The sequence below is a fragment of the Streptomyces sp. NPDC048258 genome (genome assembly GCF_043201995.1).
GTDB lineage: Bacteria > Actinomycetota > Actinomycetes > Streptomycetales > Streptomycetaceae > Streptomyces.
In genome coordinates this window covers 43,247-65,302 of the sequence record NZ_JBICZH010000028.1, presented here as the reverse complement: position 1 = coordinate 65,302, position 22,056 = coordinate 43,247, and the positions used below count along the sequence as shown (strand labels likewise).

At 69.0% G+C, this 22,056-nt stretch carries 17 protein-coding genes and 2 pseudogenes; 7 read left to right on the top strand and 12 right to left on the bottom strand.

All coding sequences use genetic code 11. From position 1 onward, the window contains the following. Positions 1–449: 449 nt before the first annotated feature. Positions 450–611 (bottom strand): annotated as a pseudogene (locus ACGFYQ_RS37550) (pirin family protein); the annotation flags it as partial. A gap of 275 nt (positions 612–886) precedes the next feature. Between ACGFYQ_RS37550 and ACGFYQ_RS37545 the strand changes: the two are divergent. Beyond that, a complete protein-coding gene (locus ACGFYQ_RS37545) occupies positions 887–1,198 on the top strand; it encodes a hypothetical protein (protein ID WP_393751094.1) in 312 nt (103 codons plus the stop codon). Positions 1,199–1,254: 56 nt separating this feature from the next. Then, positions 1,255–1,653, top strand: a pseudogene (locus ACGFYQ_RS37540) (response regulator transcription factor); the annotation flags it as partial. Between the two features lie 83 nt (positions 1,654–1,736). Here the strand turns inward: ACGFYQ_RS37540 and ACGFYQ_RS37535 are convergent. The 10 genes from ACGFYQ_RS37535 to ACGFYQ_RS37490 all read right to left on the bottom strand — a co-directional run bounded on the left by ACGFYQ_RS37535 (position 1,737) and on the right by ACGFYQ_RS37490 (position 13,194). After that, positions 1,737–3,368, bottom strand: coding sequence for a glycoside hydrolase family 27 protein (locus tag ACGFYQ_RS37535; protein ID WP_393751092.1), 1,632 nt, complete (start codon positions 3,366–3,368; stop codon positions 1,737–1,739). A gap of 111 nt (positions 3,369–3,479) precedes the next feature. Next, the gene (locus ACGFYQ_RS37530; RefSeq protein WP_393751090.1) at positions 3,480–4,961 is read right to left on the bottom strand and encodes a non-reducing end alpha-L-arabinofuranosidase family hydrolase; all 1,482 of its coding nucleotides are present in this window, start codon (positions 4,959–4,961) and stop codon (positions 3,480–3,482) included. Beyond that, positions 4,961–5,749 (bottom strand): cupin domain-containing protein, encoded by a 789-nt coding sequence (locus ACGFYQ_RS37525; RefSeq protein WP_393751088.1) that lies wholly within the window; start codon positions 5,747–5,749, stop codon positions 4,961–4,963. The genes ACGFYQ_RS37530 and ACGFYQ_RS37525 overlap by 1 nt, the downstream gene beginning before the upstream one ends. Continuing rightward, entirely contained in the window at positions 5,701–6,561 is an 861-nt protein-coding gene (locus ACGFYQ_RS37520; protein WP_393751086.1) for a PmoA family protein, read from the bottom strand. Before ACGFYQ_RS37520 ends, ACGFYQ_RS37525 begins: the two co-directional genes overlap by 49 nt. Then, positions 6,558–7,604, bottom strand: coding sequence for a Gfo/Idh/MocA family protein (locus ACGFYQ_RS37515; protein WP_393751084.1), 1,047 nt, complete (start codon positions 7,602–7,604; stop codon positions 6,558–6,560). The genes ACGFYQ_RS37520 and ACGFYQ_RS37515 overlap by 4 nt, the downstream gene beginning before the upstream one ends. Next, positions 7,601–8,653 carry an endo-1,4-beta-xylanase gene (locus tag ACGFYQ_RS37510; RefSeq protein ID WP_393751082.1) on the bottom strand — a complete coding sequence of 351 codons (1,053 nt, stop codon included), beginning with the start codon at positions 8,651–8,653 and terminating at the stop codon, positions 7,601–7,603. The genes ACGFYQ_RS37515 and ACGFYQ_RS37510 overlap by 4 nt, the downstream gene beginning before the upstream one ends. Before the next feature lie 29 nt (positions 8,654–8,682). Further along, positions 8,683–10,056, bottom strand: a complete 1,374-nt coding sequence (locus ACGFYQ_RS37505; RefSeq protein WP_393751080.1) for a glycoside hydrolase — start codon at positions 10,054–10,056, stop codon at positions 8,683–8,685. Positions 10,057–10,092: 36 nt separating this feature from the next. Beyond that, on the bottom strand, positions 10,093–10,923 hold the full coding sequence (locus ACGFYQ_RS37500) for a carbohydrate ABC transporter permease (RefSeq protein WP_393751078.1): 831 nt from the start codon (positions 10,921–10,923) through the stop codon (positions 10,093–10,095). Continuing rightward, on the bottom strand, positions 10,920–11,909 hold the full coding sequence (locus ACGFYQ_RS37495) for a carbohydrate ABC transporter permease (protein ID WP_393751076.1): 990 nt from the start codon (positions 11,907–11,909) through the stop codon (positions 10,920–10,922). Before ACGFYQ_RS37495 ends, ACGFYQ_RS37500 begins: the two co-directional genes overlap by 4 nt. Beyond that, positions 11,902–13,194, bottom strand: a complete 1,293-nt coding sequence (locus ACGFYQ_RS37490) for an extracellular solute-binding protein (RefSeq protein ID WP_393751074.1) — start codon at positions 13,192–13,194, stop codon at positions 11,902–11,904. The genes ACGFYQ_RS37495 and ACGFYQ_RS37490 overlap by 8 nt, the downstream gene beginning before the upstream one ends. 230 nt (positions 13,195–13,424) lie before the next feature. On the opposite strand from ACGFYQ_RS37490, the gene ACGFYQ_RS37485 reads away from it, so the two are divergent. The 3 genes from ACGFYQ_RS37485 to ACGFYQ_RS37475 are packed head-to-tail and all read left to right on the top strand — an operon-like array spanning position 13,425 to position 18,175. Next, positions 13,425–14,438: a LacI family DNA-binding transcriptional regulator gene (locus tag ACGFYQ_RS37485; RefSeq protein WP_215150146.1), complete on the top strand. Its 1,014-nt coding sequence runs from the start codon at positions 13,425–13,427 to the stop codon at positions 14,436–14,438. A gap of 9 nt (positions 14,439–14,447) precedes the next feature. Continuing rightward, positions 14,448–16,667, top strand: coding sequence for a glycoside hydrolase family 3 N-terminal domain-containing protein (locus ACGFYQ_RS37480; protein ID WP_393751071.1), 2,220 nt, complete (start codon positions 14,448–14,450; stop codon positions 16,665–16,667). Beyond that, a complete protein-coding gene (locus ACGFYQ_RS37475; protein ID WP_393751069.1) occupies positions 16,664–18,175 on the top strand; it encodes a glycoside hydrolase family 43 protein in 1,512 nt (503 codons plus the stop codon). Before ACGFYQ_RS37480 ends, ACGFYQ_RS37475 begins: the two co-directional genes overlap by 4 nt. On the opposite strand, the gene ACGFYQ_RS37470 is transcribed toward ACGFYQ_RS37475, so the two are convergent. After that, positions 18,172–19,200: a LacI family DNA-binding transcriptional regulator gene (locus tag ACGFYQ_RS37470; RefSeq protein WP_393751067.1), complete on the bottom strand. Its 1,029-nt coding sequence runs from the start codon at positions 19,198–19,200 to the stop codon at positions 18,172–18,174. The genes ACGFYQ_RS37475 and ACGFYQ_RS37470 overlap by 4 nt on opposite strands. Before the next feature lie 268 nt (positions 19,201–19,468). On the opposite strand from ACGFYQ_RS37470, the gene ACGFYQ_RS37465 reads away from it, so the two are divergent. Both ACGFYQ_RS37465 and ACGFYQ_RS37460 read left to right on the top strand, forming a co-directional pair. Beyond that, on the top strand, positions 19,469–20,440 hold the full coding sequence (locus ACGFYQ_RS37465; RefSeq protein WP_393751065.1) for a glycoside hydrolase family 6 protein: 972 nt from the start codon (positions 19,469–19,471) through the stop codon (positions 20,438–20,440). 102 nt (positions 20,441–20,542) lie between these two features. Then, entirely contained in the window at positions 20,543–21,787 is a 1,245-nt protein-coding gene (locus ACGFYQ_RS37460; protein ID WP_393751063.1) for a glycoside hydrolase family 6 protein, read from the top strand. The last annotated feature ends 269 nt before the right edge of the window (positions 21,788–22,056 follow it).

Below are 22,056 nucleotides of genomic sequence, written 5' to 3'. Positions count from 1 at the left end.
TGAACGGCCTCGGCTTCCCGGACGGCGTCCGCGCACAGCTAAGGGCTGTCCCGTAATCCCCGGTGGGCACACGACGCCAGCTACGGCACCTCGCTGCGTTGTCGGAACGCCCGAATACGCCCAGTATGGGGGCGCCCCTCCGCCTTGCGATGCACCGCATCTGACGCCGTGCGCTGATCCACCGGGGATTACGGGACAGCCCTTAGCCGATCGCCGCCGCCAGTCTGGCCGCTTCGGTGCCGAGATCCTCACCGCTCGCGGAGGCACGGGCTGGTCAGCAAAGGGTCAGCATTCGTCCGACTAGACCTGACCACAGCCTGCTTCACATGAGACTCGACCTCAAGATCGGGATGCGCCGCCGGAGCCCACGCCGACGTACGACGGACTTCCAGAAGCGGAGCGAGGGCGCAGCCACCGCCCCGGGCCCACCTTCAGGACATACGCGCAGTTCAGCGCACCCTTCCCCTGGGTTTCAGGCGAGTTGAGGGAAGTTCCGGAGCGGGAATCGGAGCGCTGTCGTAGCCCTTCACCTCGCCATATCGCGTCCCGCTCATCCAGTCTTCGCGGGCCTGTGCGATATCCTCTTGGGACCGTCCGATCCAGTTCCAGAACCATTGGATCGTTCGGCGTTTCTGCAGGTCAGAGCGCCACGAACCCCTGGAAGTCAGCAAGAGTCAGCATCAGAGCCCTCACCACCGGTTCTGAGCCCGCGCGAGATCCCGCCCGGACCATGCGTCGCAGTGAGTCTTGGTTGGAGACGATGTGGCCCAGCTCGACGAGGTCTGCGGGGCCTGCCCGGACATCGCTCGCGCCCGCGAGATCGCACAGCGGTTCACCGCCCTGGTCCGCGACCGCACCGGTCATCTGCTGCCCGACTGGATCAGCGATGGGCACAGTGCCGCACCGCAACCGATCCGCGGGGTTCGCCCGGTTCATGAAGTGCGACCTGGACGCCGTGACCGCCGGCCTGATCCTGCAGTACAGCTCCGGCGCCGTAGAAGGCCACGTCAAGCGCATTCAGATGATCGAGCCGCAGGAGTACGGCCGCCCCTCATTCCAGGTCCGGCCGCTCCCGGATGCCCTGCCGGTCGGCGCGCTACCGGAGACGTACCGCCGCCTCCGCCGACTGGCGGGAACGGACCCCCCGACCGGCTGGAACCGGGCTCGCGACGTCGCCGGGGATGCCGAGGGAGCCTAGGGTCGGGTGCGACGGGGATCGATTGACGACGGGGTGCGACGCACGTGATTCGGGTAGTGGTGGTGGATGACGAGGCGCTGGTCCGATCCGGTTTCGGCCTCATCCTGGGCGCGGCAGAGGACATCGAGGTCGTGGCCACGGCGTCGGGCGGGGAGGCCCTCGACGCGGTGCGGGAACACGGTCCGGATGTCGTCCTCCTCGATATCCGGATGCCGGACGTGGACGGCCTCACGGTTCTGGCTCAGCTGCGCGCCCTGCCCGCTCCCCCTGTTGTGGCGATGCTCACCACCTTCGACACCGACGAGTACGTCCTCACCGCCCTCCACTCGGGCGCGGCAGGTTTCCTCCTCAAGGACACAGAACCGGATCACCTTCCCCAGTTGGTCAGGACCTTGGCCGACGGTGGAGTGGTGATGTCCTCCAAGGCCTCCCGGAGCCTGCTGCTCCGAGGTCCAGTCCACCTCGCCCGGGGCCCGGGTTCGTCCAGCGTTCCTACTCGAAACCAAGCCGCTCGGGTGTCATGAGGGGAGCGCCCCGGTCAGACTCGGCTCCACCGTTGGTTGGCGGCCGTGTTGCACGTCCAGATCTGGATGTAGACGCCGTTTGCCGTGGAGTTGCTGGGTACGTCCAGGCACTTGTTCGCGCCGAGGGCTGTGATGCTGCCGTCGGTGTTGAAACGCCACTTCTGATTGGTCTGGCCGTTGCAGTCCCAAATGAGCACGCTGGTGCCGTCGGCGGTGCCGTTGTTGTTCACGTCGAGGCATTTGTTTCCGTAGACCCGCAGTTCACCGGCTGCCGTGGAGGTCCACTGCTGGTTGCTCTGACCGTGGCAGTCCCAGATGTCCACCCGGGTTCCGTTCGTTGGGGAGGCTCCGGCGACATCGAGGCATCTTCCCGACCCCACGCCCTGGATCGTGGACGCGGGGTTGGGCGTTGCGCCACTGACCCGGAACACCACGGTGCCGTGGGCCGGCACGCTCGCCGAGATGGCTCCGGTGGTCGAGGTGACGGCGTTCGTCCAGCTCTCCCGCAGGCTGAAGGAGTTTCCGGACATGCCGATCGCCGAGGCGGTGGTGCTGATCGTCGTCGCACTGCCGCCCTGGTTGAACAGCGCGACCGCGACGTCGCCGTTGCTCAGCCGTTTGGCCAGGATGCGGCGGGTGCCGTCGTTGCTGACCTGGGTGGCCTGGAGGCCGAGCGGGTCCTGGTTGAGGGCGATCAGGTTCTGGTTCTTCATGATCGTGGCGGTCGCGGCGTCCATGTTCCGCATGTCGTTGCCCGCGATCAGTGGAGCGGCCATCATCGCCCAGAGGGCGAAGTGGCTGCGCATCTCGGTGTCGGTCATGCCGCCCCGGCCGACCACCATCATGTCGGGGTCGTTGAACTGCCCCGGCTTGGCGTAGCCCGACAGCGGCGCGTTGACGTTGACGATGTTCTGGACGCCCATCGGATAGCCGTTGGTCTGACCTGAGTTCCAGACGTTGGTGATGTCCTCGGTCGTGCGCCAGATGTTGGCGACGTCGCCCCAGTTGCGCTGCGGGCCGGTCTTCTCGTGGATGCTGTTGGAGTTGATGCTGTAGAGGATCGGCCGGCCGGTGGCCGCCAGGGCGTCGCGCATCTTCGCGAAGGTGCGGACCTGGTCGTCGATGGTGCCGGTGGGGGAACACCAGTCGTACTTGAGATAGTCGACGCCCCAGGCGGCGAACTGCCGGGCGTCCTGGACCTCGTGGTTGAGACTGCCGGTGGCGCCCGGATAGGAGCCGAAGTACTGGGCGCAGGTCCGGTCCAGGGGTGCTTGGTAGAGGCCGAACTTCAGGCCCCGGGTGTGCAGGTAGTCGCCGAGCGCCTTCATGCCGCTGGGGAATCTCGACGGATTGGCCTGCAGGTTGCCGGCAGAGTCGCGGGTCGGGTCGAACCAGCAGTCGTCGACGACGACGTACTGATATCCGAGGTCGCGCATGCCGGAGCTGATCATCGAGTCGGCAGTCTGGCGGATCAGCGTCTCGTTGATGTTGCAGCCGAAGGTGTTCCAGGTGTTCCACCCCATCGGCGGGGTGCGGCCCACGCCGTTGTCGAGCGCTTGAGCCTGGGGGGCGGAGGTGAGCGTGGAGGCCACGGCCAGGGCCAGGGCCGCCATGGTCAGCAGCGTGCGGTTGCGTTTCCTGCGCATGAAGATCGCTCCTTGGTGAATCGAAGAACGGGTTCACGGGGTGGGCCGGCCACCCCGTGAACCCGGTGCTCAGGGTCGGCTCCTCATCGGAGCCGGAGCGGTGTCACGTTGTCAGCGCTGCCGTGTCAGTAGAGCCGGCCGGTAGGGCCATTGGCCGTAGTCACCACCGGAGTTGGGGTCGCGTCCCTGGTAGAGGAACTGCAGGTTGCAGGGATCGACGGTGAAGGTCTGATCGGCGCTGGTGCGGATCAGTTCGCCATGGCTGATGTCGTTGGTCCAGGTGGCGCCACTGTTGGCCTTGCCGGCGAAGGGGTTGCTCTCGGTCGCGGCCTGGGGTGTCCATGAGCCGTCCAGGCTGGTGGCCGTGAACGAGCGGAAGTAGCGCCCCTGCGAGCCGATCGCCTCGACGATCATGAGGTAGCGGTCCTGGCCCTGGAGCTTGTAGACCTGCGGGGCTTCGAACAGGTTGTTCGTCGTATCGCTCATGACCGTTGTGTACGCCGAGCCGAAACTGCCCGGGAAGTTCCCGATCGGCATGCTGGCCCGGTAGATCTTGCCGTTGTCACCGGCGAAGAACAGGTACATGTTCGTGCCGTCACCGATGAGCGTCTGGTCGATGGGTCCTGTTCCGGAGCCGGTGATGCTTCCGGAGAAGAGCACCTGCTGTGACGACCAGCCGTTGGGGTTGGCGGGGTCGCTCGACGTCCGGTAGGAGAAGGCGCTCCCACCTCCCCACTGGTAGGCGAGTACCCAGATGTTCTTCGGCGCGAAGTAGAAGAGCGTGGGCGCGACAACGGAGTTCGACATCGTGTTCTGGCTGGCCGAGGCCATCTCCGGCCAGTTGGTGAACAGGCCGAAGTTCATCGAACCCCAGCCCGTTCCCGGTCCCGCGCCGTGCGTCGTCGCATAGACGAGCTGCTTGCCGTTGTAGGGGGCGACGGTGAAGTCCTTGAGCGAGGCCCACCCGGCCTTGGGCTGCGCCAGCGCGCCCGTCGAGGTCCAGCGGTATGTCGACGGAAGACCGCACGGGCCGGGGTTGCCGGCACCGACCTTGACGAGCTGCCACTGCTGGTTGGTGCCGCCCCAGTCGTCGTACTGGACGATGTTCGCGTTGTCGGCGGTGGAGCCGCCTTGTACTTCGAGGGCCTTGTTGCTGTGGCGCGCGATGAACCTCACGTAGCCGTCCGAGCTGTCGGCCGGCCGCCACTGCTGATTGGTGCCGTTCAGGTCGGCCCACTGGACGATCGGGCCGCCGTTTGCGGTGGACCCGTTGTTGACGTCCAGCACCTTGCCGGAGTGGCGGGACTTGATGCGGTAGTAACCGCCGCCGGAGTCGACGAACTGCCACTGCTGCTGGTTCTGATCGTTCCTGGTCCACTGGGTGATGCGCGCGCCGTCGTTGGTCGCCAGGTTGTAGACATCCAGGGCCTTACCGCTGCTGCGGTTGACCAGCACGTACGAGGCGTTGGTGTCGATGATCGGCGCCGCGCCGGCGGGCTGGACACTAAGGAAAGTGGCCAGGAGTAGCAATGGCGCGAGGACGGCGAGCAGGCGTCGTCTCAGGTGGACCGGGGATGGTTGGCGAAACCACATCAGAAGAGCTCCTTTGGGGGGCGGGGGTGAGGTGACCCCGACGAACCGCCGAGCGGCCGCGTCAGGGGGTCGGGGACGGGATAGGTGCGAAGGCGGCCGCACATGCCGAAGCGTTGGTGCTCCGGGCACTCCAGTCGTGACACTTCGCCGTGGTCCAGATGAGAGAGGTCTCCGGCCTTCAGCCGTTCCAGCTGACGGCCGGTCGTGACGGCTGCGGCCAGGGGGCCGTCCCTCCAGCGGATCCACCAGGCGTCCAGGAGCGCGCTCTTCAGGCGGTGGGCCGCGATGTGGAACTCCTGCAGCCCGCCTTCGCGCAAGGCCAGGAAACCCTCGAATGCCAGGTCCCGGCGGCGGCGCGCTGCCGCGGAATGGTCGCCGGTCAGGGCGGCCGCCTTCCGGTAGGCGTGGGGATCGGCCAGCACCGGAGCAGGGAAGGTGAAGACGGCGTCGCCCGCCTCGGGGAGTCCGCTGTTCTGCATGAGCACCACGAGGCGCAGGCCACCGTCGTTGACGAGGCGGTGGATCGTGCCGGGGGTGAACCAGACGACGTCGCCGGGGAGCAGCGGGGTGTCGGCGAAGCCGGAGGTGGTGAGGGTCTGGACACTGCCCGCGCCGCCGGTGACGACATAGGCCTCGGAGCAGACGAGGTGCATGTGGGGCGTGCCGCCGCACAGCCCGTCGGCCGCCTCCCAGTCGTACACGGTCAACCCGGAGATCCCCACGCCGCCGGGGAGCAGGGTCACCACGGGTGTTCCGCGATGTGGCGGGACAGGCGCCCGGGGGTCCATGCGCCGTCGGCCACGACGATCCGGTAGCGGCGCGCCAGGGTGTCGCCCGGGGCCAGCGACAGTTCTTTGCCGAACGCCAGGGACGGGTTGACGGCGGGGATGGGCTCACTGCGGACGAACCAGCGGCAGGGGGCGCCGGGATCGTCCAGGAACAGGAGCGTGGAGGAGCGGTCGACCTCGTCGTGCGTCCCGGTGAAGGCCAGCCAGTCGCCCTGCTCGCCCATCGCGGGACCGATCACTTCGCCGCCGGTGAAGTCGCGCGGGCCGCGCCAGAACAGGCCGGAGTATCCGGCGAGCTTTCTGCCCTGCGTGCCGGGGCTGCCGAACATCAGCTCGGTGTCGCGGACGTTGGTCAGCGAGGTGGTGACGTCCAGGGTCCAGGAATCGGCCCCGACGTCGTGTGCGGTCAGCGTGCGGCGCTCGTCGATCCAGTGCTCCCCCGCCATCGTCTGCCAGGCCAGGGCTTCGGTGATCACGGCGCGGCCTTGGCCCGTTTCGGCGGAGACGGTGAGGCTGCGCATCGTGCCGAGGTTCGGCAGGTCCACGTAGCCCTGGCCACGCAGGTAGGTGCCGCCGCCCCAGAAGTTCTGCCCGGACACCCACGACGCCGTGATCTGGATGCCCTTGTGCCAGCGGTGGTCGTGCGGCCGGTACCCGGTGACCACGTCGCCGGCGAGCGTGCGTACGGGATGCAGGTAGGGCTTCGGCGCCTCGAAGGGGTCCATGACCGGCCGGTGCACGTACCGGAAGAGGTCGACGTCGCGAGCCCGGACGGTCAGCGAGTCCTCGTTCTCGAGGAGTTCGAACGTCATCGGAACACCCCCGGCCGCCCTCCGTTGAGCGAGCCGTAGAACGGGTCGGCCGCGTCGATCTCTCCGCGCCGGACCGGCAGGCCGGTGATCGCGGCCTTGTACAAGGCGGTGACCAGCTCGATGGTGGGCCTGCCGAGGTCGGGCCGGATACCCGCCTCGTAGCCGTCGAGGAAGGCCGCGAGCTGGGCGGTGTGCGAGCTGGGCAGGTCGTCCGGCGGCTCCCACTTCGCGCCGGACGACCTGGTGCTGAACGTCCAGTCCGCGTTGGAGTAGCCGTAGAGATGCCGCAGCTCGACCGTGGTGTCGGTGAGATCGAACCGCAGGTAGCTCTCCTCGCGCGGGGAAAGGACGCTGTTGACGACCGTCGCGATGGCTCCGTTGTCGAACCGGACCAGGGCCGCGGACACGTCCTCGGTCTGGACGTCGCGCTCGAGGCGGCCGGCCATCGCGCGTACCTCGGCCCATTCGCCGAGCACCGCGAGCATCAGGTCCATCTGGTGGATGCCGTGGCCCAGGGTCGGACCACCGCCCTCGCCCTCCCAGGTGCCGCGCCAGGGCACGTCGTAGTAGGCGTCGTCGCGGTACCACGCCGTGACGCACTGCGCGACGAGCGGACGGCCCAGCGCCCCGGCCGCGATCCGGTCGCGCAGGTACCGGGCCCCCGAGCCGTACCTGTGCTGGAACACCGCGCCCGCGACGGCGGGCCCCTCGGCGCCGCGGATCCGGTCGAGCTCGGCCAGCGACAGGGCCACCGGCTTCTCGCACCAGACCCACGCGCCCGACTCCAGGCAGGCCACGGCCTGGTCGGCGTGCAGGAACGGAGGCGTGCACAGGTGCACGAGGTCCGGCTTCTGCTCCCGGAGCATCGTGTGGAGATCGGTGTAGACCGCGGGGATGCCGTGTTCGGCCGCGAAGGTCTCGGCGCGCGCGGCGTCCACGTCGACGGCGGCCACGATCACGGCCCGGTGCTCCTGTGCCCGCAGGGCGGGAACGTGGCAGATGCCCGCGATCCCGCCCGTTCCGACGATCGCCGTTCTGATCATCCGCCCAGCACCTTCCTGATCGAGTGATAGGCGGGCTTGGGCAGCAGGTTCTCGTCGTAGGGCAGCGCCGCGCCCTCGCCGGGGAAGACGGAGGGGATCCACGAGTACTTGTCCGTGTAGTCCCAGATGGTGATGCCGACGCATTTCCTGACCGCCAGGCAGGCCTTGACGTAGTCGGCGTACCAGGTGGCCTGGGTGGCGAGCATCGAAGGGGTCGCGGGGAGGGCCATCCGGATGTCGAGCTCGGTGATCGCCACCTCGACCCCGAGGTCGGCGAAGCGCTGCATGTTCTGCCGGACGTCGGCGGGGAAGCCGTACTGGAGCGCCAGATGGCCCTGGATGCCGAAGCCCTCCACCGGGACGCCGTCGGCCTTCAACTGCTTGATCAGGGTGTAGTAGGCATCGCTCTTGGGGCCGATCCCGTCGACGTTGTAGTCGTTGAGGTACAGCTTGGCGTGCCGGTCGGCCTCGTGGGCCCAGCGCAGGGCGTCGGCGATGTAGCCGGGGCCGAGCGTCTTGTAGAAGAGCGATTCGCGGTAGGTGCCGTCCTCGTTGAAGGCCTCGTTGACGACGTCCCAGTGGATCACCTGGCCCTTGAAGTGCCGGACTTCCGTCTGGATGTGGTTCTTGAGGACGGCGCGCAGTTCGTCGGCGGCCCAGGTGCGATCGGTGAGCCAGGCGGGGAGTTGGTTGTGCCAGATGAGGGTGTGGCCGCGGACCTTCTGGCGGTGGGCCTTGGCGAACGCGACGACCTCGTCGGCGTCGGTGAAGTCGAAGACGCCGCGCTCGGGCTCGGTGACGTACCACTTCATGGCGTTGCCGGGGGTGGTCTGCCCGAATTCGCTGCCGAGGAGCTTCAGATAGGCGGCGTCGGTGAACTCGGGGTTGTCGGTGGCGGAGCCGAAGTACTTGTGGTGCTTCTTGGCCAGTTCGCCGAGCGTCCTGGGACGGGGCTCGGCGGCTGCGGGCGCGGCGGCGAGACCGGCCGCCAGGCAGACGGCGGCGGACAGAGCGGTGAGGATCCGGGACGTGGACCTGGGAATGGGCATGACGGACTACTCCTCCGGCTACGAGCGGTTCAGTCGAGGACGATCGTGGTCAGCGCGCGTGGGGCGAGCGTCGCCTTGAGGGTCGTGCCGTGCGTGGAGACGATGTCGGCCGGGGTAATCGAGCGGGTCTCGTCGGTGACGTAGCCGTCGGGGCGGCGGTCGTGCCCGCCGCGGAGGGAGAACTCGGCGGAGCTTTCGGTGGTCGCGGTGTTGAGGATCTCGATCACGCGGCTGCCGTCGGTGTTGCGGAAGGCCGTGATCTGCAGTGCCGGGCCGGCGTTCGTGACCGGCACGCGGACGGCGCCGGGGCGGATGAACCGGCTGAAGGCGGCCAGCGCCCAGTACCGCTTGGACACCCGGTAGCCGTCACCGGGGTCGGCGAGCTGGATGAGCCCTCGGGTCGCGCCGAGGGACGCGCCGGTCCAGTAGACGTAGGCATTGGCGTTGCCGACGGTCAGGGTGTTCTGGATGTCGGCCGCGACGGTGAGACCGTCGTAGCCGCTGCCGTCGTCCCAGTTCTCGTTCCAGGTGGCGCCGTCCGGCGACCATTCCGACATCCACACGCGCTTGTCGGTCGGCTGTGCCACCTCGGTCGGACCGCTGTAGCGGTGGCCGGTGATGGTCCGCACGGCCTTGCCGGCCGCGGGGTCCGCCTCGATGGCTTCGGTGTAGGCGACCTGTCGGTCCCAGCCCGCGGCGTCGCAGCAGACCACCCCGGTCTTCAGTCCGGACGCGCGGACGGTCGGCCCGAGCACCTTGAGGAAGTCGACGGCCTGCTGCGGGGTGAACCGCATCGAGGCGTAGGTCGCCGTCCAGTCGGGTTCGTTGGTGAACCCCAAGTCGGTGATCCCGATGCCTTCCTGCCGGTAGAACTTCGCGTACTGGACGAGGTAGTTCGCGTAGGCCTGACGCCATTCGGGCCGCAGCTCGCCGCCGTCGTTCTCGCTTCTGTTGGTCTTCATGAAGGCCGGGGCACTCCAGGCGTCGGCGAAGAACCGCGTGACGCCGTAGTGCTTGGCCTCCTTGGCGAGCCAGACCTGGCCGCCGTCCCAGCCGTCCCATGCGTACTTCAGCGTGGCCTCAGGCCCGCCGGGATCGGCCGGCAGGATCGTGGGCATGTGGTCGTAGACCCTGTCGGTCGACGACCCGATGCCCAGGCGCAGGATCGAAAGGCCCGCGCCCTTGTCCCTGCTGAGCAGCAGGTCGAGCACCTCGCGCTGCTTGGCTGGGCTGAGGCCGCGTGCGCCGTGGAGCAGGTCGGCCCGCTGGAAGGCCATCGAGAAGCCGAATCCGTCTATGGGCTGGAGCTCGGCGCGGAAGTCGATGCCGGTGCGCGCGGGGGCGGCCCCGGCCTGTGTTGTTAGCGCTAACAATATTGCTGTCAATGCGTTCAGGCGTTTCACGACGTCTCCTCGGGGGTGGAGGTCATGCGGGACGGTTCAGCCCTTGGTGGCGCCCGCTGTGAGTCCGCCGATCAACTGCCGTTCGGCGACGGCATAGAAGGCGAGGGCGGGGACCATCGCGAGCACGATGTAGGCGAGGACGAGCGCGTAGTCGGTCGAGTACTGACCCTGGAACTGCTGGACGCCGACCGGGATCGTCTGCCATTGAGGGTCGTTGAACACCAGCAGCGGCAGGAAGAAGTTGTTCCAGCTCGCGACGATCGCGAGCACCGAGACCGTGCCGAGCGCCGGACGTGCCATCGGCAGCAGGATCTTCCAGAAGAAACGGAACTTGCCGCAGCCGTCCATGACGGCCGCCTCCTCGACCTCTGCCGGGATGGTCCGGAAGAACCCGCGCAGAATGATGATCGTCATGGGGAGCCCGAAGGCCGCCTGCGGGAGGATCACTCCGAGCGGGTTGTCGAGCAGGTCGAAGTTGCGCAGCAGCAGGAACAGCGGCAGGACGGCCACCGCGAACGGGAACATCAGCCCGATCGTGAACAGCGTGTAGAACAGCTCCCTGCCCCGGAAGGCGTAGCGGGCCAGTACGAACGCCGCCATCGCGGACGCCGCCACCGTGCAGCACGTCGTGCCGATCGCGATGCCCGCGCTGTTGGCGATCTGCCGCCAGAACATTCCGCCGCTGAGGATGCCGGTGTAATTGCCGGTCTTCCAGTGCTCCGGCAGCCCGAACGGGTTGGTCGTCAGCTCGCCGGTGCTCTTGAACCCGGAGATCACCGCGTAGACCAGCGGCACGACGACGAACGCGCCGATCAGCCAGACCACGGCGTGCAGCGACAGGCCGCGTGCCGTTCTGCGTGCGTTCATCGGCCACCTCCCGAGGTGACGGCCCCGCTCAGGTCACGGCGCAGTACGTAGCGCTGGTAGAAGAGGGAGAAGACCAGGCTGATCATGAACAGCACCACGCTGATCGCACTGGCGTAGCCGACCTGGTAGCGCTTGAACCCGAACTGGAACATCGAGATCGCCATCGTCTCGGAGGAGTGGTTGGGCCCGCCCGCGGTCATGACCCAGACGAGGTCGAAGAGCTGGATGGCACCGATGACCGAAAGGAAGACGCTGATCCGGATCGTCGGGCCGAGCAACGGCAGCGTCACGTGCCGGAAGCGCTGCCAGGCGCCGGCGCCGTCGATGGAGGCGGCCTCGAGGATCTCGCCCGGGATGCTTTGCAGCCCGGCGAGGAAGAGCATCATGTGGAACCCGAAGTACTTCCAGGTCATGACGACGAACAGGGTCGGCATGACCGTCGAGGGGTCCGCGAGCCATTTGCCCTGCAGCCCCTCCAGGCCGAGGGCGCCCGCGAGATGGTCGGCCATGCCGCCACCGGGAAGGAAGATCATCGTGAAGAGGACCGCCGTGACCACTTCGGACAGGATGTACGGCGCGAAGAACAGCATCCGGTAGACGGCCCGGCCGCGCAGCCTCTGGTTGAGCAGGACGGCGGTGAACAGTGCGAACGGCAACTGCACCGTGATCGACAGCGCGATCAGGTACAGCCCGCGCTCCAGATCGCCGAGGAAGACCTGATCGCCGAAGAGGTTGGTGTAGTGCTCGAAGCCGACGAACTCGTCCAGGGGGCCGACCCCGCCCCACTTGAAGAAGCCGGTGTAGACGGCAACCGCGATGGGGGCGAGGACGAAGACGAGGAAGAGGACCAGAGCCGGGACGAGGAACCAGGCGACCGACGCCCAGCCCGCGAAACCGCGCAGGGGCGACCGTGCCGGGGCGGGCGGGCCCACCGGCCCGGCGGCCTGCGTCCGCTCCTTGGTCAGGGTGGACACGGAGCTAGGCACCCTTCGCAGCCTCGGTTATCGACTTGGTGACCTGCTCGGGCGTCTTCTTGCCCGCGATGAGGTCGGCGACGCTGTCGTTGACCTCCTGGCCGACCGCCGGCGGGTAGGCCTGGTCGAGGAAGAGCTGGAAGCCCGTCGCCTTGACCAGGCTCTCGGCCACCGACTTCCTGTTGGGGTCGGCGAGCTGACTCTCCGCGCCCTTGACCACCGGCAGGTAGCCGTTGGAGGCGAGCAGCTTGGACTCGTTCTCCAGGACGAAGAACTTCAGGAAGTCCAGCGCCTCCTTCGGCGCGCCCTTGCGCAGCGCGAAGCCACCGCCACCGCCGAACACGTCGGTGGCTTGACCGACCCCGCCGTCGACCGTCGGGAAGGGGAAGAAGCCCAGGTCCGCTCCGAGATCGGCGCCCGCGTCCTTCTGCACCGATGGCCCCCACTGCCCCATCAGCTCCATGGCGGCCTTGCCGTTGCCCATGGTCGCGGCCTGGCCTCCGGGTGTGGCGTAGCCGGCGCCGAGGAAGGCCGTCTGGAACGGCTGGAGGTCGACCAGCTCCTTGAGGTGGGTGCCTGCCTGGACGAAGCCGGCGCCGGTGAAGTCCTTGGTGGTCGCGGCCTGCTGCAGCGCGGGGAGGCCTGCGACGCGCATCGCGAGGTAGGCCCAGTAGTAGTGGCCGGGCCATTTCTCCTTGCCCGCGAGGGCGATCGGAGTGACGCCCGCCGCCTTGAGCTTCTTGACGTCTTCCAAGAGCTCGGCCCAGGTGGCCGGCGGAGCGGTGATCCCGGCCTTGGCGAAGAGCTTCTTGTTGTACCAGAAGCCGACCATGCCGACGTCGTAGGGCACCCCGTAGGTCCGGTCCTCGAACTGATAGGCCTGCAGCGAGACCGGGGTGAGCTCGGACGACCAGCCGAACACGTCGGTGAGGTCCTCGACCAGCCCCGCGTCGACCTGCTGCCGCAGCACGCCGCCGCCCCAGGTCTGGAAGACGTCGGGGAGCTTGCCCGAAGAGGTGGTGGCGGTCAGCTTGGACTTGAACGCCTCGTTCTCCAACGAGGTCGTCTTGATCGTGATGTTCGGGTGGGCGGCCGTGAACGCCGAGGAGATCTGCGGGAACAGGGACTTGCCCGGTTCCGTCGTGGCGATGTTCCACCACGCGAACGTCACCTTGCCGTCGGCCGCCGGCCCCGAGCCGGAGTCCCCTGCGCCGCAGGCCGCGGTCAGCGAGACGGACAGAGCGGTCAGGCCCGAGAGCGCCAGGAAGCTGCGTCGGCTCGGGGGTGTGCTGGCCATGGGACCTCCGGGGTGGGGAATGCGGTTCGATTTCGAAACTTTTTCGCAACATCCTCGATTCGCTGCTGCCACAAACTAGGAACGCGCGGCCCCCCGGTCAAGCCTTCTTACTGAATTCCCCTCTACCTCATCGCACTTGGAGCTTGACAACCTGGTCGCGCCGACCGGAAACTCTTCGAAAGTTTGCGATACCTGTCGTCAGCCCAAGACGTTCGCGCAGAGGAGAGAAGTTGAGCGAGCAGCGTCCGACCCTGGCCCTCATCGCCGCGGAGGCAGGGGTCTCTCAGGCCACCGTGTCGAAAGTGGTCAACGGCCGCTCCGATGTAGCACCCTCGACACGCGAACGGATCGAGGGCCTGCTGCGCTCCCACAACTACCTCCACCCCGGTGGGCAGGCCAGGGCCCGCAGGTCAGGCCTGGTCGACCTGATCATCGGCGGTCTGGACAGCGCGTGGGCGGTGGAGATACTGCGCGGCGTCGAGGCCGAGTGCGCCCAGCGGAGCGTCGGCACCGTCGTGTCGCTCGTCCCGCCGGGCGAGGCCACGCCGTCGAGCTGGGCCGCGCTGCCGGTCCTGCACCACAGCGACGGCGTCATCCTCGTCACCGCCTCGGTCACCCAAGCCCAGCGTGCCCAGGTCGAACAGGCCGGGGTGGCGCTGGTGGTCATCGACCCGATCGACCTGCCGGGCAACGGTGTGCCGAGCATCGGCGCGACCAACTGGGCGGGCGGCCTCGCCGCCACGGAGCACCTGCTGGAGCTGGGGCACCGCCGGATCGCCGCGATCGGCGGGCGCAAGGAGATGCTCTGCAGCCAGGCCCGCATCGACGGGTACCGCGCCGCGCTGGAGCGGGCCGGGATCGAGGTCGACCGCGACCTGATCCGGTTCGGCGACTTCCAGCACGAGGGCGGGTTCCAGCGCGCCCGGGAACTGCTCGCCCTCCCCGAGCCGCCGACCGCCGTCTTCGCCGGTAGCGACCAGCAGGCGATGGGCGTCTACGAAGCCGCCCGGCAGGGCGGGCTGAGCATCCCCCAGGACCTCAGCGTGGTCGGCTTCGACGACCTGCCGATGTGCGAGTGGCTGTCACCGCCGCTGACGACGGTGCGCCAGCCGCTGGAGGAGATGGGCCGGCTCGCCGCCCGCACACTTTTCCAGCTCCTGGACGGACAGCCCCTGGTCAGCCCCCGGATGGAGCTCTCGACCGAGCTCAAGGTCCGGCTCTCCACCGCCCCGCCCCGTCTCTAGGAGAACTCCTTGACCGAGCCCTGGCGTGACCCCCTCATACCCGCGTCCGTACGGGTCGCCGATCTGCTGAAACGGATGACGCTGGAAGAGAAGGCGGGTCAGCTCACCGGCTTCTGGGCACTGCCCTCGAATCCGGGCACACCGGTCGCGCCGATGGAGGACGATTCCGGCGAGTCCGCGCCCGGCCTCGACGACATCGTCGCCCACGGACTCGGCCAGCTCACCCGGGTGTACGGGACCGCGCCGATCACCGCGGAGGCCGGAATGGAGCGGCTCGCCTCGCTCCAGCGGCAGGTGACCGGATCCGGCCGGTTCGGGATCCCGGCGGTCGCTCACGAGGAGTGCCTGACCGGGTTCATGACGTTCGGGGCAACGGTCTTCCCCGGGCCGCTGGCCTGGGGTGCGTCCTTCGATCCCGGACTCGTGCGCCAGATGGCCGCCGCCATCGGCGCGGGGATGCGGCGGGTCGGCGTACACCAAGGGCTGGCTCCGGTGCTCGACGTGGTCCGCGACTACCGGTGGGGCAGGACCGAGGAGTGCATCGGCGAGGACCCCTATCTCGTCGGAGCGATCGGCACCGCCTACGTGCAGGGCTTGGAAGGCGCCGGGATCGTGGCGACGCTCAAGCACTTCGCCGGGTACTCGGCCTCGCGCGGTGGCCGGAACATGGCCCCCGTCTCCTCGGGGCCGCGCGAGTTCGCCGACGTACTGGTCGAGCCCTTCGTACGGGCGCTGCGCGAGGGAGGGGCCCGGTCGGTGATGAACAGCTACACCGACGTGGACGGCGTCCCGGTGGCCGCCGACGAACGGGTGCTGACCGAGCTGCTCAGGGGTGAACTCGGCTTCAGCGGTGTGGTCGTCGCCGACTACTACGCCGTCTCCTTCCTGGAGACCCGGCACGGCGTCACCGGATCGCGGGGCGCGGCCGGCGCGCTGGCGCTGACCGCCGGAATCGACGTCGAGCTGCCCACGGCCCGCTGCTACGGCGAGCCGCTGACCGAACTCGTCCGGTCGGGAGTAGTGCCCGAGGAGCTCATCGACCGGGCCGCGGAACGGGTCCTGCTGCAGAAGGCCGAACTCGGCCTGCTCGACCCCGACTGGGAACCCGTCAAGGCCGAGCCGGTCGACCTCGACCCGCCGGAGAACCGGGCACTGGCCAGGCTCATGGCCGAACGGTCCACCGTGCTGCTCGCCAACGACGGCATCCTGCCGCTGCGGCCGTGCCGCGTGGCGATCAGCGGGCCGTACGCCGACGACCCCCAGTCCTTCCTCGGCTGCTACTCCTTCCCCAACCACGTCGCGCTGCCCGGCGACCTCGGGCTGGAGATCCCGACGCTCGGCGACGCGCTCACCGCTGCCGGGTTCACGGTCACCGCGGACGATCCGGACGTGAACGTCACGGTGCTCGGGGACCGGGCCGGCATGTTCGGCCGGGGCACCTCCGGAGAGGGCTGCGACGCCGAGACCCTCGACCTGCCCGGCGACCAGGCCGCACTCGCCTCCACCGTTCTGGACTCCGGGGTGCCGACCGTTCTGGTCCTCGTCTCCGGACGGCCCTACGCGCTCGGCACACTGGCCGAGCGCGCATCGGCCGTGGTGCAGGCCTTCTTCCCCGGCGAGGAGGGCGGGACGGCGCTGGCCCGGATCATCAGCGGGGCCGCGGAACCGTCCGGGCGGCTGCCCGTCTCCATCCCCCGCCAGGTCGGCGGCCAGCCCGGCACCTACCTGCACGCGAGGCTCGGCGGGCACACCGACTGGAGTTCGGTGGACCCGACCCCGCTGTTCCCCTTCGGACACGGGCTGAGCTGGACCAGCTTCGGCTGCTCGGAACTGTCGGTGGATCCCGTGGCCGCGACGGACGGGGCCGTCTCCGTCTCGGTCACCGTACGCAACGTCGGCGAGGTGGCGGGGACGGAGGTGGTGCAGCTGTACCTCTCGGACCCCGTGGCGTCCGTCGTCCGGCCGCAGCGGTGGCTCGCGGGATTCGGCAGGGTCGAGCTGCAGCCGGGCGCGGCCGCCCGGATCACCTTCTCCGTCCACGCCGACCGGACCTCGTTCACCGGGCTCGACCTGCGCAGAAGAGTGGAGCCCGGGGAGATCGGCGTGGCCGTCGGACGGTCCAGCGGCGATCTTCCGCTCCAGGGCTCCTTCACTCTGGAGGGCCCCGTACGCCACCCGGCGGCCGACCGGGTGCTGTCCGTGCCGGTCCAGATCGTCCCGGTTCCATGACCACGTCGTTCGATGATCCCGTCTTCGGTGATCCCGTGCTGCCCGGGTTCCGGCCCGACCCGTCCGTCTGCCGAGTGGGCGCGGACTACTACCTGGTGACGTCCAGCTTCGAATGGTTCCCGGGCCTTCCCGTGTTCCACAGCCGCGATCTCGTGAACTGGCGGCGCATCGGCTCCGCGCTCGACCGGGCTTCTCAGCTCGATCTCGACGGGTGCGAGCCCTCACGGGGGCTGTTCGCACCGACGATCCGGCACCATGACGGGGTCTTCCATCTCGTCTGCACGCTGATGGACGGCCCCGGCCATTTCGTCGTCACGGCGACCGACCCGGCGGGGCCGTGGTCGCAGCCGAACTGGCTGGACGGCGAGGGGTTCGACCCGTCGCTGTTCTTCGACGACGGGCCGGACGGCGGCGATGCGCACGGAGACGGCAACGGGGACGGCGACGGCAACGGCCGGGCCTGGTTCACCGCCGCACGAGTCGTGGACGAAGCCGCGGGCCACACCGAGATCTGGATGCGCGAATACCTTCCCCAGGAACGACGGCTGACGGGACCCGAGCACGTCCTGTGGTCGGGAAGCCACCCGGGCGCCCGCTGGTCGGAAGCCCCGCACCTCTACAAGACCGGCGGCAGCTATCTGCTCCTCACCGCCGAGGGCGGCACCGATGTGGACCACAGCGTGGTGGCCGCCCGCGCCGACCGCGTGACCGGCCCCTACGAGGGCGCCCCCGGCAACCCGGTGCTCCCACCCGCCGAGGGGCCGGTCACCTGCACCGGGCACGCCGACCTCGTGCAAACCCCGTGCGGCGACTGGCGGGCCGTCCTCCTGGGCGTCCGCCCGGGTTCCGCCCTCGGCCGCGAGACCTTCCTCAGCCGGATCACCTGGGAAGAGGGCTGGCCGGTCTTCTCCCCCGTCGTCCACAACGACCTTCGCCGCCCCCTCCACGACGGCTTCGCCACCCTCTCCGCCGACTGGAGCACCCTGCGCACCCCACCCGCACGGTTCTGGGCCACCGGTGACGGGCTCCGACTCCAGCTCCGCCCCGACCGCCTCGGCGAACGCACCACCCCGTCCCTTCTGGCCCGCCCACAGGAACAGCCCGACTGCGACGTCTCCACCGAACTGCACTTCGCCCCCGCCGCACCGGACGAAGAGGCAGGCCTCGCCGTAGTCCTCGACGACGACGCCCATCTCCTCTTCCTTCGCACCGCGGAGGGACTCAGCCTCCGCCACGGGCCCGAGGTCCTGGCCGGCGTTCCCGTCCCCCCGGGCCCCGTTCGTCTGGGGGTCCGCATCCGCGGCTTCAGCCACACCTTCGCCCACGCGGCTCCGAACGGTGTCTGGGAGGATCTGGCCACCATCGAAGCCACCTTCCTCACCCCGCTGTTCACCAGTGTCCAGCTGGGCCTCTACGCCACCTCCAACGGCCGCCCCTCCACCAGCCAAGCCCACTTCACGTGGTTCGACATCACGTACCCGGGCCGGCTGGAACCGCCTGGACACTAGGCCGTCGGCAGATCGGGGGCGGACTCGCGCACGGTCAGGCGGGTCGGGAGGATCAGCGGGGTGGGGCGGTGTCCTTCGATGGCACTGACCAGCATCCTGGCCATCTCCTGGCCCAGCGCCCGCACCGGCTGATGGACCGTGGTCAGCGGCGGGCTGGTGTGCCGGGCGCTCGCCAGGTCGTTGAAGCCGATCAGCGCGACGTCCTCGGGCACCCGCAGCCCCCGTTCCCGCAAGGTGCGCAGAGCGCCGATGGCCATCGCGTCGGAGGCCGCGAACACCGCGTCGGGATCGGGGTGCGCCCGGAGCAGTCGCTCCATCGCTTCCGCGCCGCCGTCCTCGGTGAACTGCCCGGGCTCGACCCCGAGAAGCGGCAGGCCGGACAAGACCAGACCCTCGGTGAACCCCTGCTCCCGCGCGACTGCGGCCCTGGCGTCCACCTGGCCGGTGATCATGACGGGCCGTCGGCGGCCCGTGCGCGCGAAGTGCTCGGCGGCCAGTCGGGCACCGCCCCGGTTGTCGGCGTCCACGTACCACGTGGGCTCGCCGGTGAGCGGGAGCCCGCCGAAGACGACGGGGAGATCGACCTCCTCTCCCAGGCGTCCCAGCGGATCGTCGCCCCGCAGCGCCATCAGCATGACGCCGTCGGCCCGGCGGGAGCGGAGCAACCGCTCGAACCTCTCCCGGCCGCGCGGGGTGTTGGCCAGCAGCAGGATCAGTTCCAGTTCGGTCTGCTCCAGCGCCGCGCTGACGCCGACGACGACCTCGGCGAAGAACGGGTCCGCGAACAGCCCCGGTTCGTCACTGGAGACCGCCAGGACCACCGCTCCGACCCTGCGGCTCGCCAGGGCCTGCGCGGACGGATTGGGCACGAAATCCAGCTCGCGCACCGCCCGTTGGACGGCCTCCCGCTTGGCGCGGCTGACATGCGGGGCGTTGTTGATCACCCGGGAGGCCGCCGTGCGCGACACGCCGGCTCGTGCGGCCACCTCGTCGAGAGTCGGCATGCGCTTGGGTGACGGCTCCATGGAAGAACTGCTCCTCGGGCTCACGCGGACGGCGAACAGCGGCCATGATTCCATGCGCCGCCCCGACTTCGGACCTGCACGCGGATGTCGCCCTTGGTCTCGTTTTGGTAGCGCTTCCAACCCATCACGGCAATACCGGCCATGGCGGCAGTTGTGAGTTCAACCACTTGACACACCCTGGCGACGAACCCAATCATCCCATCAGCGCGGTCCGACCCATCTCAAAATTGGAAGCGCTTCCACTTCCCCACCCATCGGAGGAAGAACCATGCGCAAGTCCGTCCGAGCTGCATCCGCCCTGCTGGCCGCAGCCCTCACCGCGGGCCTGGCCCTGATCAACGCCGGCCCGGCGTACGCCGCCGACCCGACCACCATGACCAGCGGCTTCTACGCCGACCCCGACAACTCCGCCCTGCGGTGGAGCAACGCGAACCCCGGCGACGGGCGGGCGGCGGCGATCCGTACGTCCATCGCCAACACCCCGGCAGCCCGCTGGTTCGGCAACTGGAGCGGCGACATCGGCGCGGCCACCGGCGCCTACGCCGGCCGCGCGGACTCCTACGACAAGTTGCCGATCCTGGTCGCGTACAACATCCCCAACCGGGACATCTGCGCCGGTCACTCCGGCGGCGGCGCCGGGAGCCGGGCCGCGTACGACGCCTGGATCGCCGCCTTCGCCAGTGGCATCGGCAACCGCCCGGCCGTCGTCGTCCTCGAACCCGACGCGCTCGGCCACGAGAGCTGCATGACGGCCGGCCAGATCGCCGAGCGCAACGCCATGCTGAAGAACGCGATCGCCCAGTTCAACGCCAAGGCACCCAACACCTGGGTCTACCTCGACGCCGGCAACCCCGGCTGGATCGGCGCCTCGACCATGGCGCAGCAGCTCGCCGCCGCCGGCGTCAGCGGGGCACGCGGCTTCGTGCTGAACGTCTCCAACTACTTCACCACCGACCAGAACACCTCCTACGGCAACGCGGTCAACTCCACCCTGGGCTCCTACGGCTACACCAAGCCGTTCGTCGTCGACACCAGCCGCAACGGCAACGGTTCCAACGGCCAGTGGTGCAACCCCGCCGGCCGCCGGATCGGCACTCCCAGCCAGCGCGGCGGCGGCGCCGAGATGCTGCTGTGGATCAAGGTCCCCGGCGAGTCCGACGGCAACTGCGGCGCCGGCGCCGGCTCCTCGGCCGGACAGTTCCTGCCGGAGGTCGCCTACAAGATGATCTACGGCTACTGAGCCGATCCCCCTTCCCCCTCCCCTCACCGAAGGCCAACCCCCAACCGAAGGAACCCCGTGCGCATCCCTCTGCACCGATTAGTCCTGACAGCGAGCACACTCATGCTGCTCCTGGGCGCCCTCGCCCCGACATCTGCCGAGGCGAGCTCCGCGCCGGTCTCCCACACGCTTCCGACGAACACCCGCTTCTACGTCGACCCCGACGGCGACGCAGCCCACCAGGCCGTCACCGACCTCCTCCACCGGGACTTCGAGGGCGCCAAGTCCATGGCGAAGCTGGCCAGTTGGCCGGAAGCCGCCTGGTTCACCGACGGCACCCCGGAGCAGGTCGAGTCCCGGGTACGCGACCTGGTGCGCCGAGCCGAGCGAACCCGGACGGTTCCCGTCCTGGTGGCCTACAACATCCCGCTGCGCGACTGCTCCCAGTACTCCTCCGGCGGTGCGCAGTCGGACGCCGAGTACCAGGCCTGGATCAGCGCCTTCGCCCGGGGGCTCGGCCGGAGCAAGGCCGTCGTCATCCTCGAACCGGACGGGCTGGCCAACCTCCCCTCCGACTGCGGTCCCGACAGCGACCCCACCGGCGCGATCACCACAGGACGCTTCGCCGACCTCAACCATGCGATCGACGCCCTGGAGCGGCAGCCGAACAGCGTCGTCTACCTGGACGCCGGCAACAGCCATTGGCGCAGCGTCGGCGATATCGCACAACGCCTCCTCCAGGCCGGCGTCACCCGTACCCAGGGCTTCTCGCTGAACGTCTCCAACTATCTGGCCACCGACCTGTCCACCCACTACGGCACCTGGGTCTCCCAGTGTCTGTGGTTCGCCACCAAGGGCCCGGACTGGGCCAGGGGGCACGCCGACTGGTGCGCGAGCCAGTACTACTCACCCGCAGCACCGAACGACGGGCAGCCGGGAAACTCCGTGAACGTGGACGATCCGTCCACGTGGCACTGGACCGACCGCTGGTTCCAGCAGAACGTCGGTACCCCGCCCGCGCAGGAGCTCACCCACCTGGTCGTCGACACCAGCCGCAACGGCCGGGGCGCCTGGACCCCGCCCGCAGGCAAGTACAGCGGCGACCCTCAGACCTGGTGCAACGCTCCCGGGCGCGGCATCGGCGCCCGGCCGACCGCGAACACCAGCGTCCCGCTCGTCGACGCCTACCTGTGGATCAAGACCGTCGGCCAGTCCGACGGCCAGTGCAACCGCGGCATCCCGGGCGGCACCATCGACCCGGAGTACGGCATCGTCGATCCCGCGGCCGGCGCGTGGTGGCCGGAGCAGGCCAAGTCCCTCGTCCGCAACGCAAACCCCGCACTGGGGTTCAACACGGTCGTGCACTGACCGAGGCCGCCGTGACCAGGCTGCCATTCCCGGCGATGCCGACTGAAGGAAATGCTCGTTTACGGCTTTCCGCTACAGATCCCGCTTGAGTGGTCCCTCATCGAAATACTTTCGATGAGGGACCACTCAATGAAAAGGACTACCAAGCGCCCACACGAGACAGATTCCCGAAATGATTTCGAAACTCTTGACTTGTTTCGGCGGGGTTTCCAGACTGATGGTCGAGGCGGTGTGGCCCGTCCGTGTCCGGTTCCGGGCACCGTCCTCGG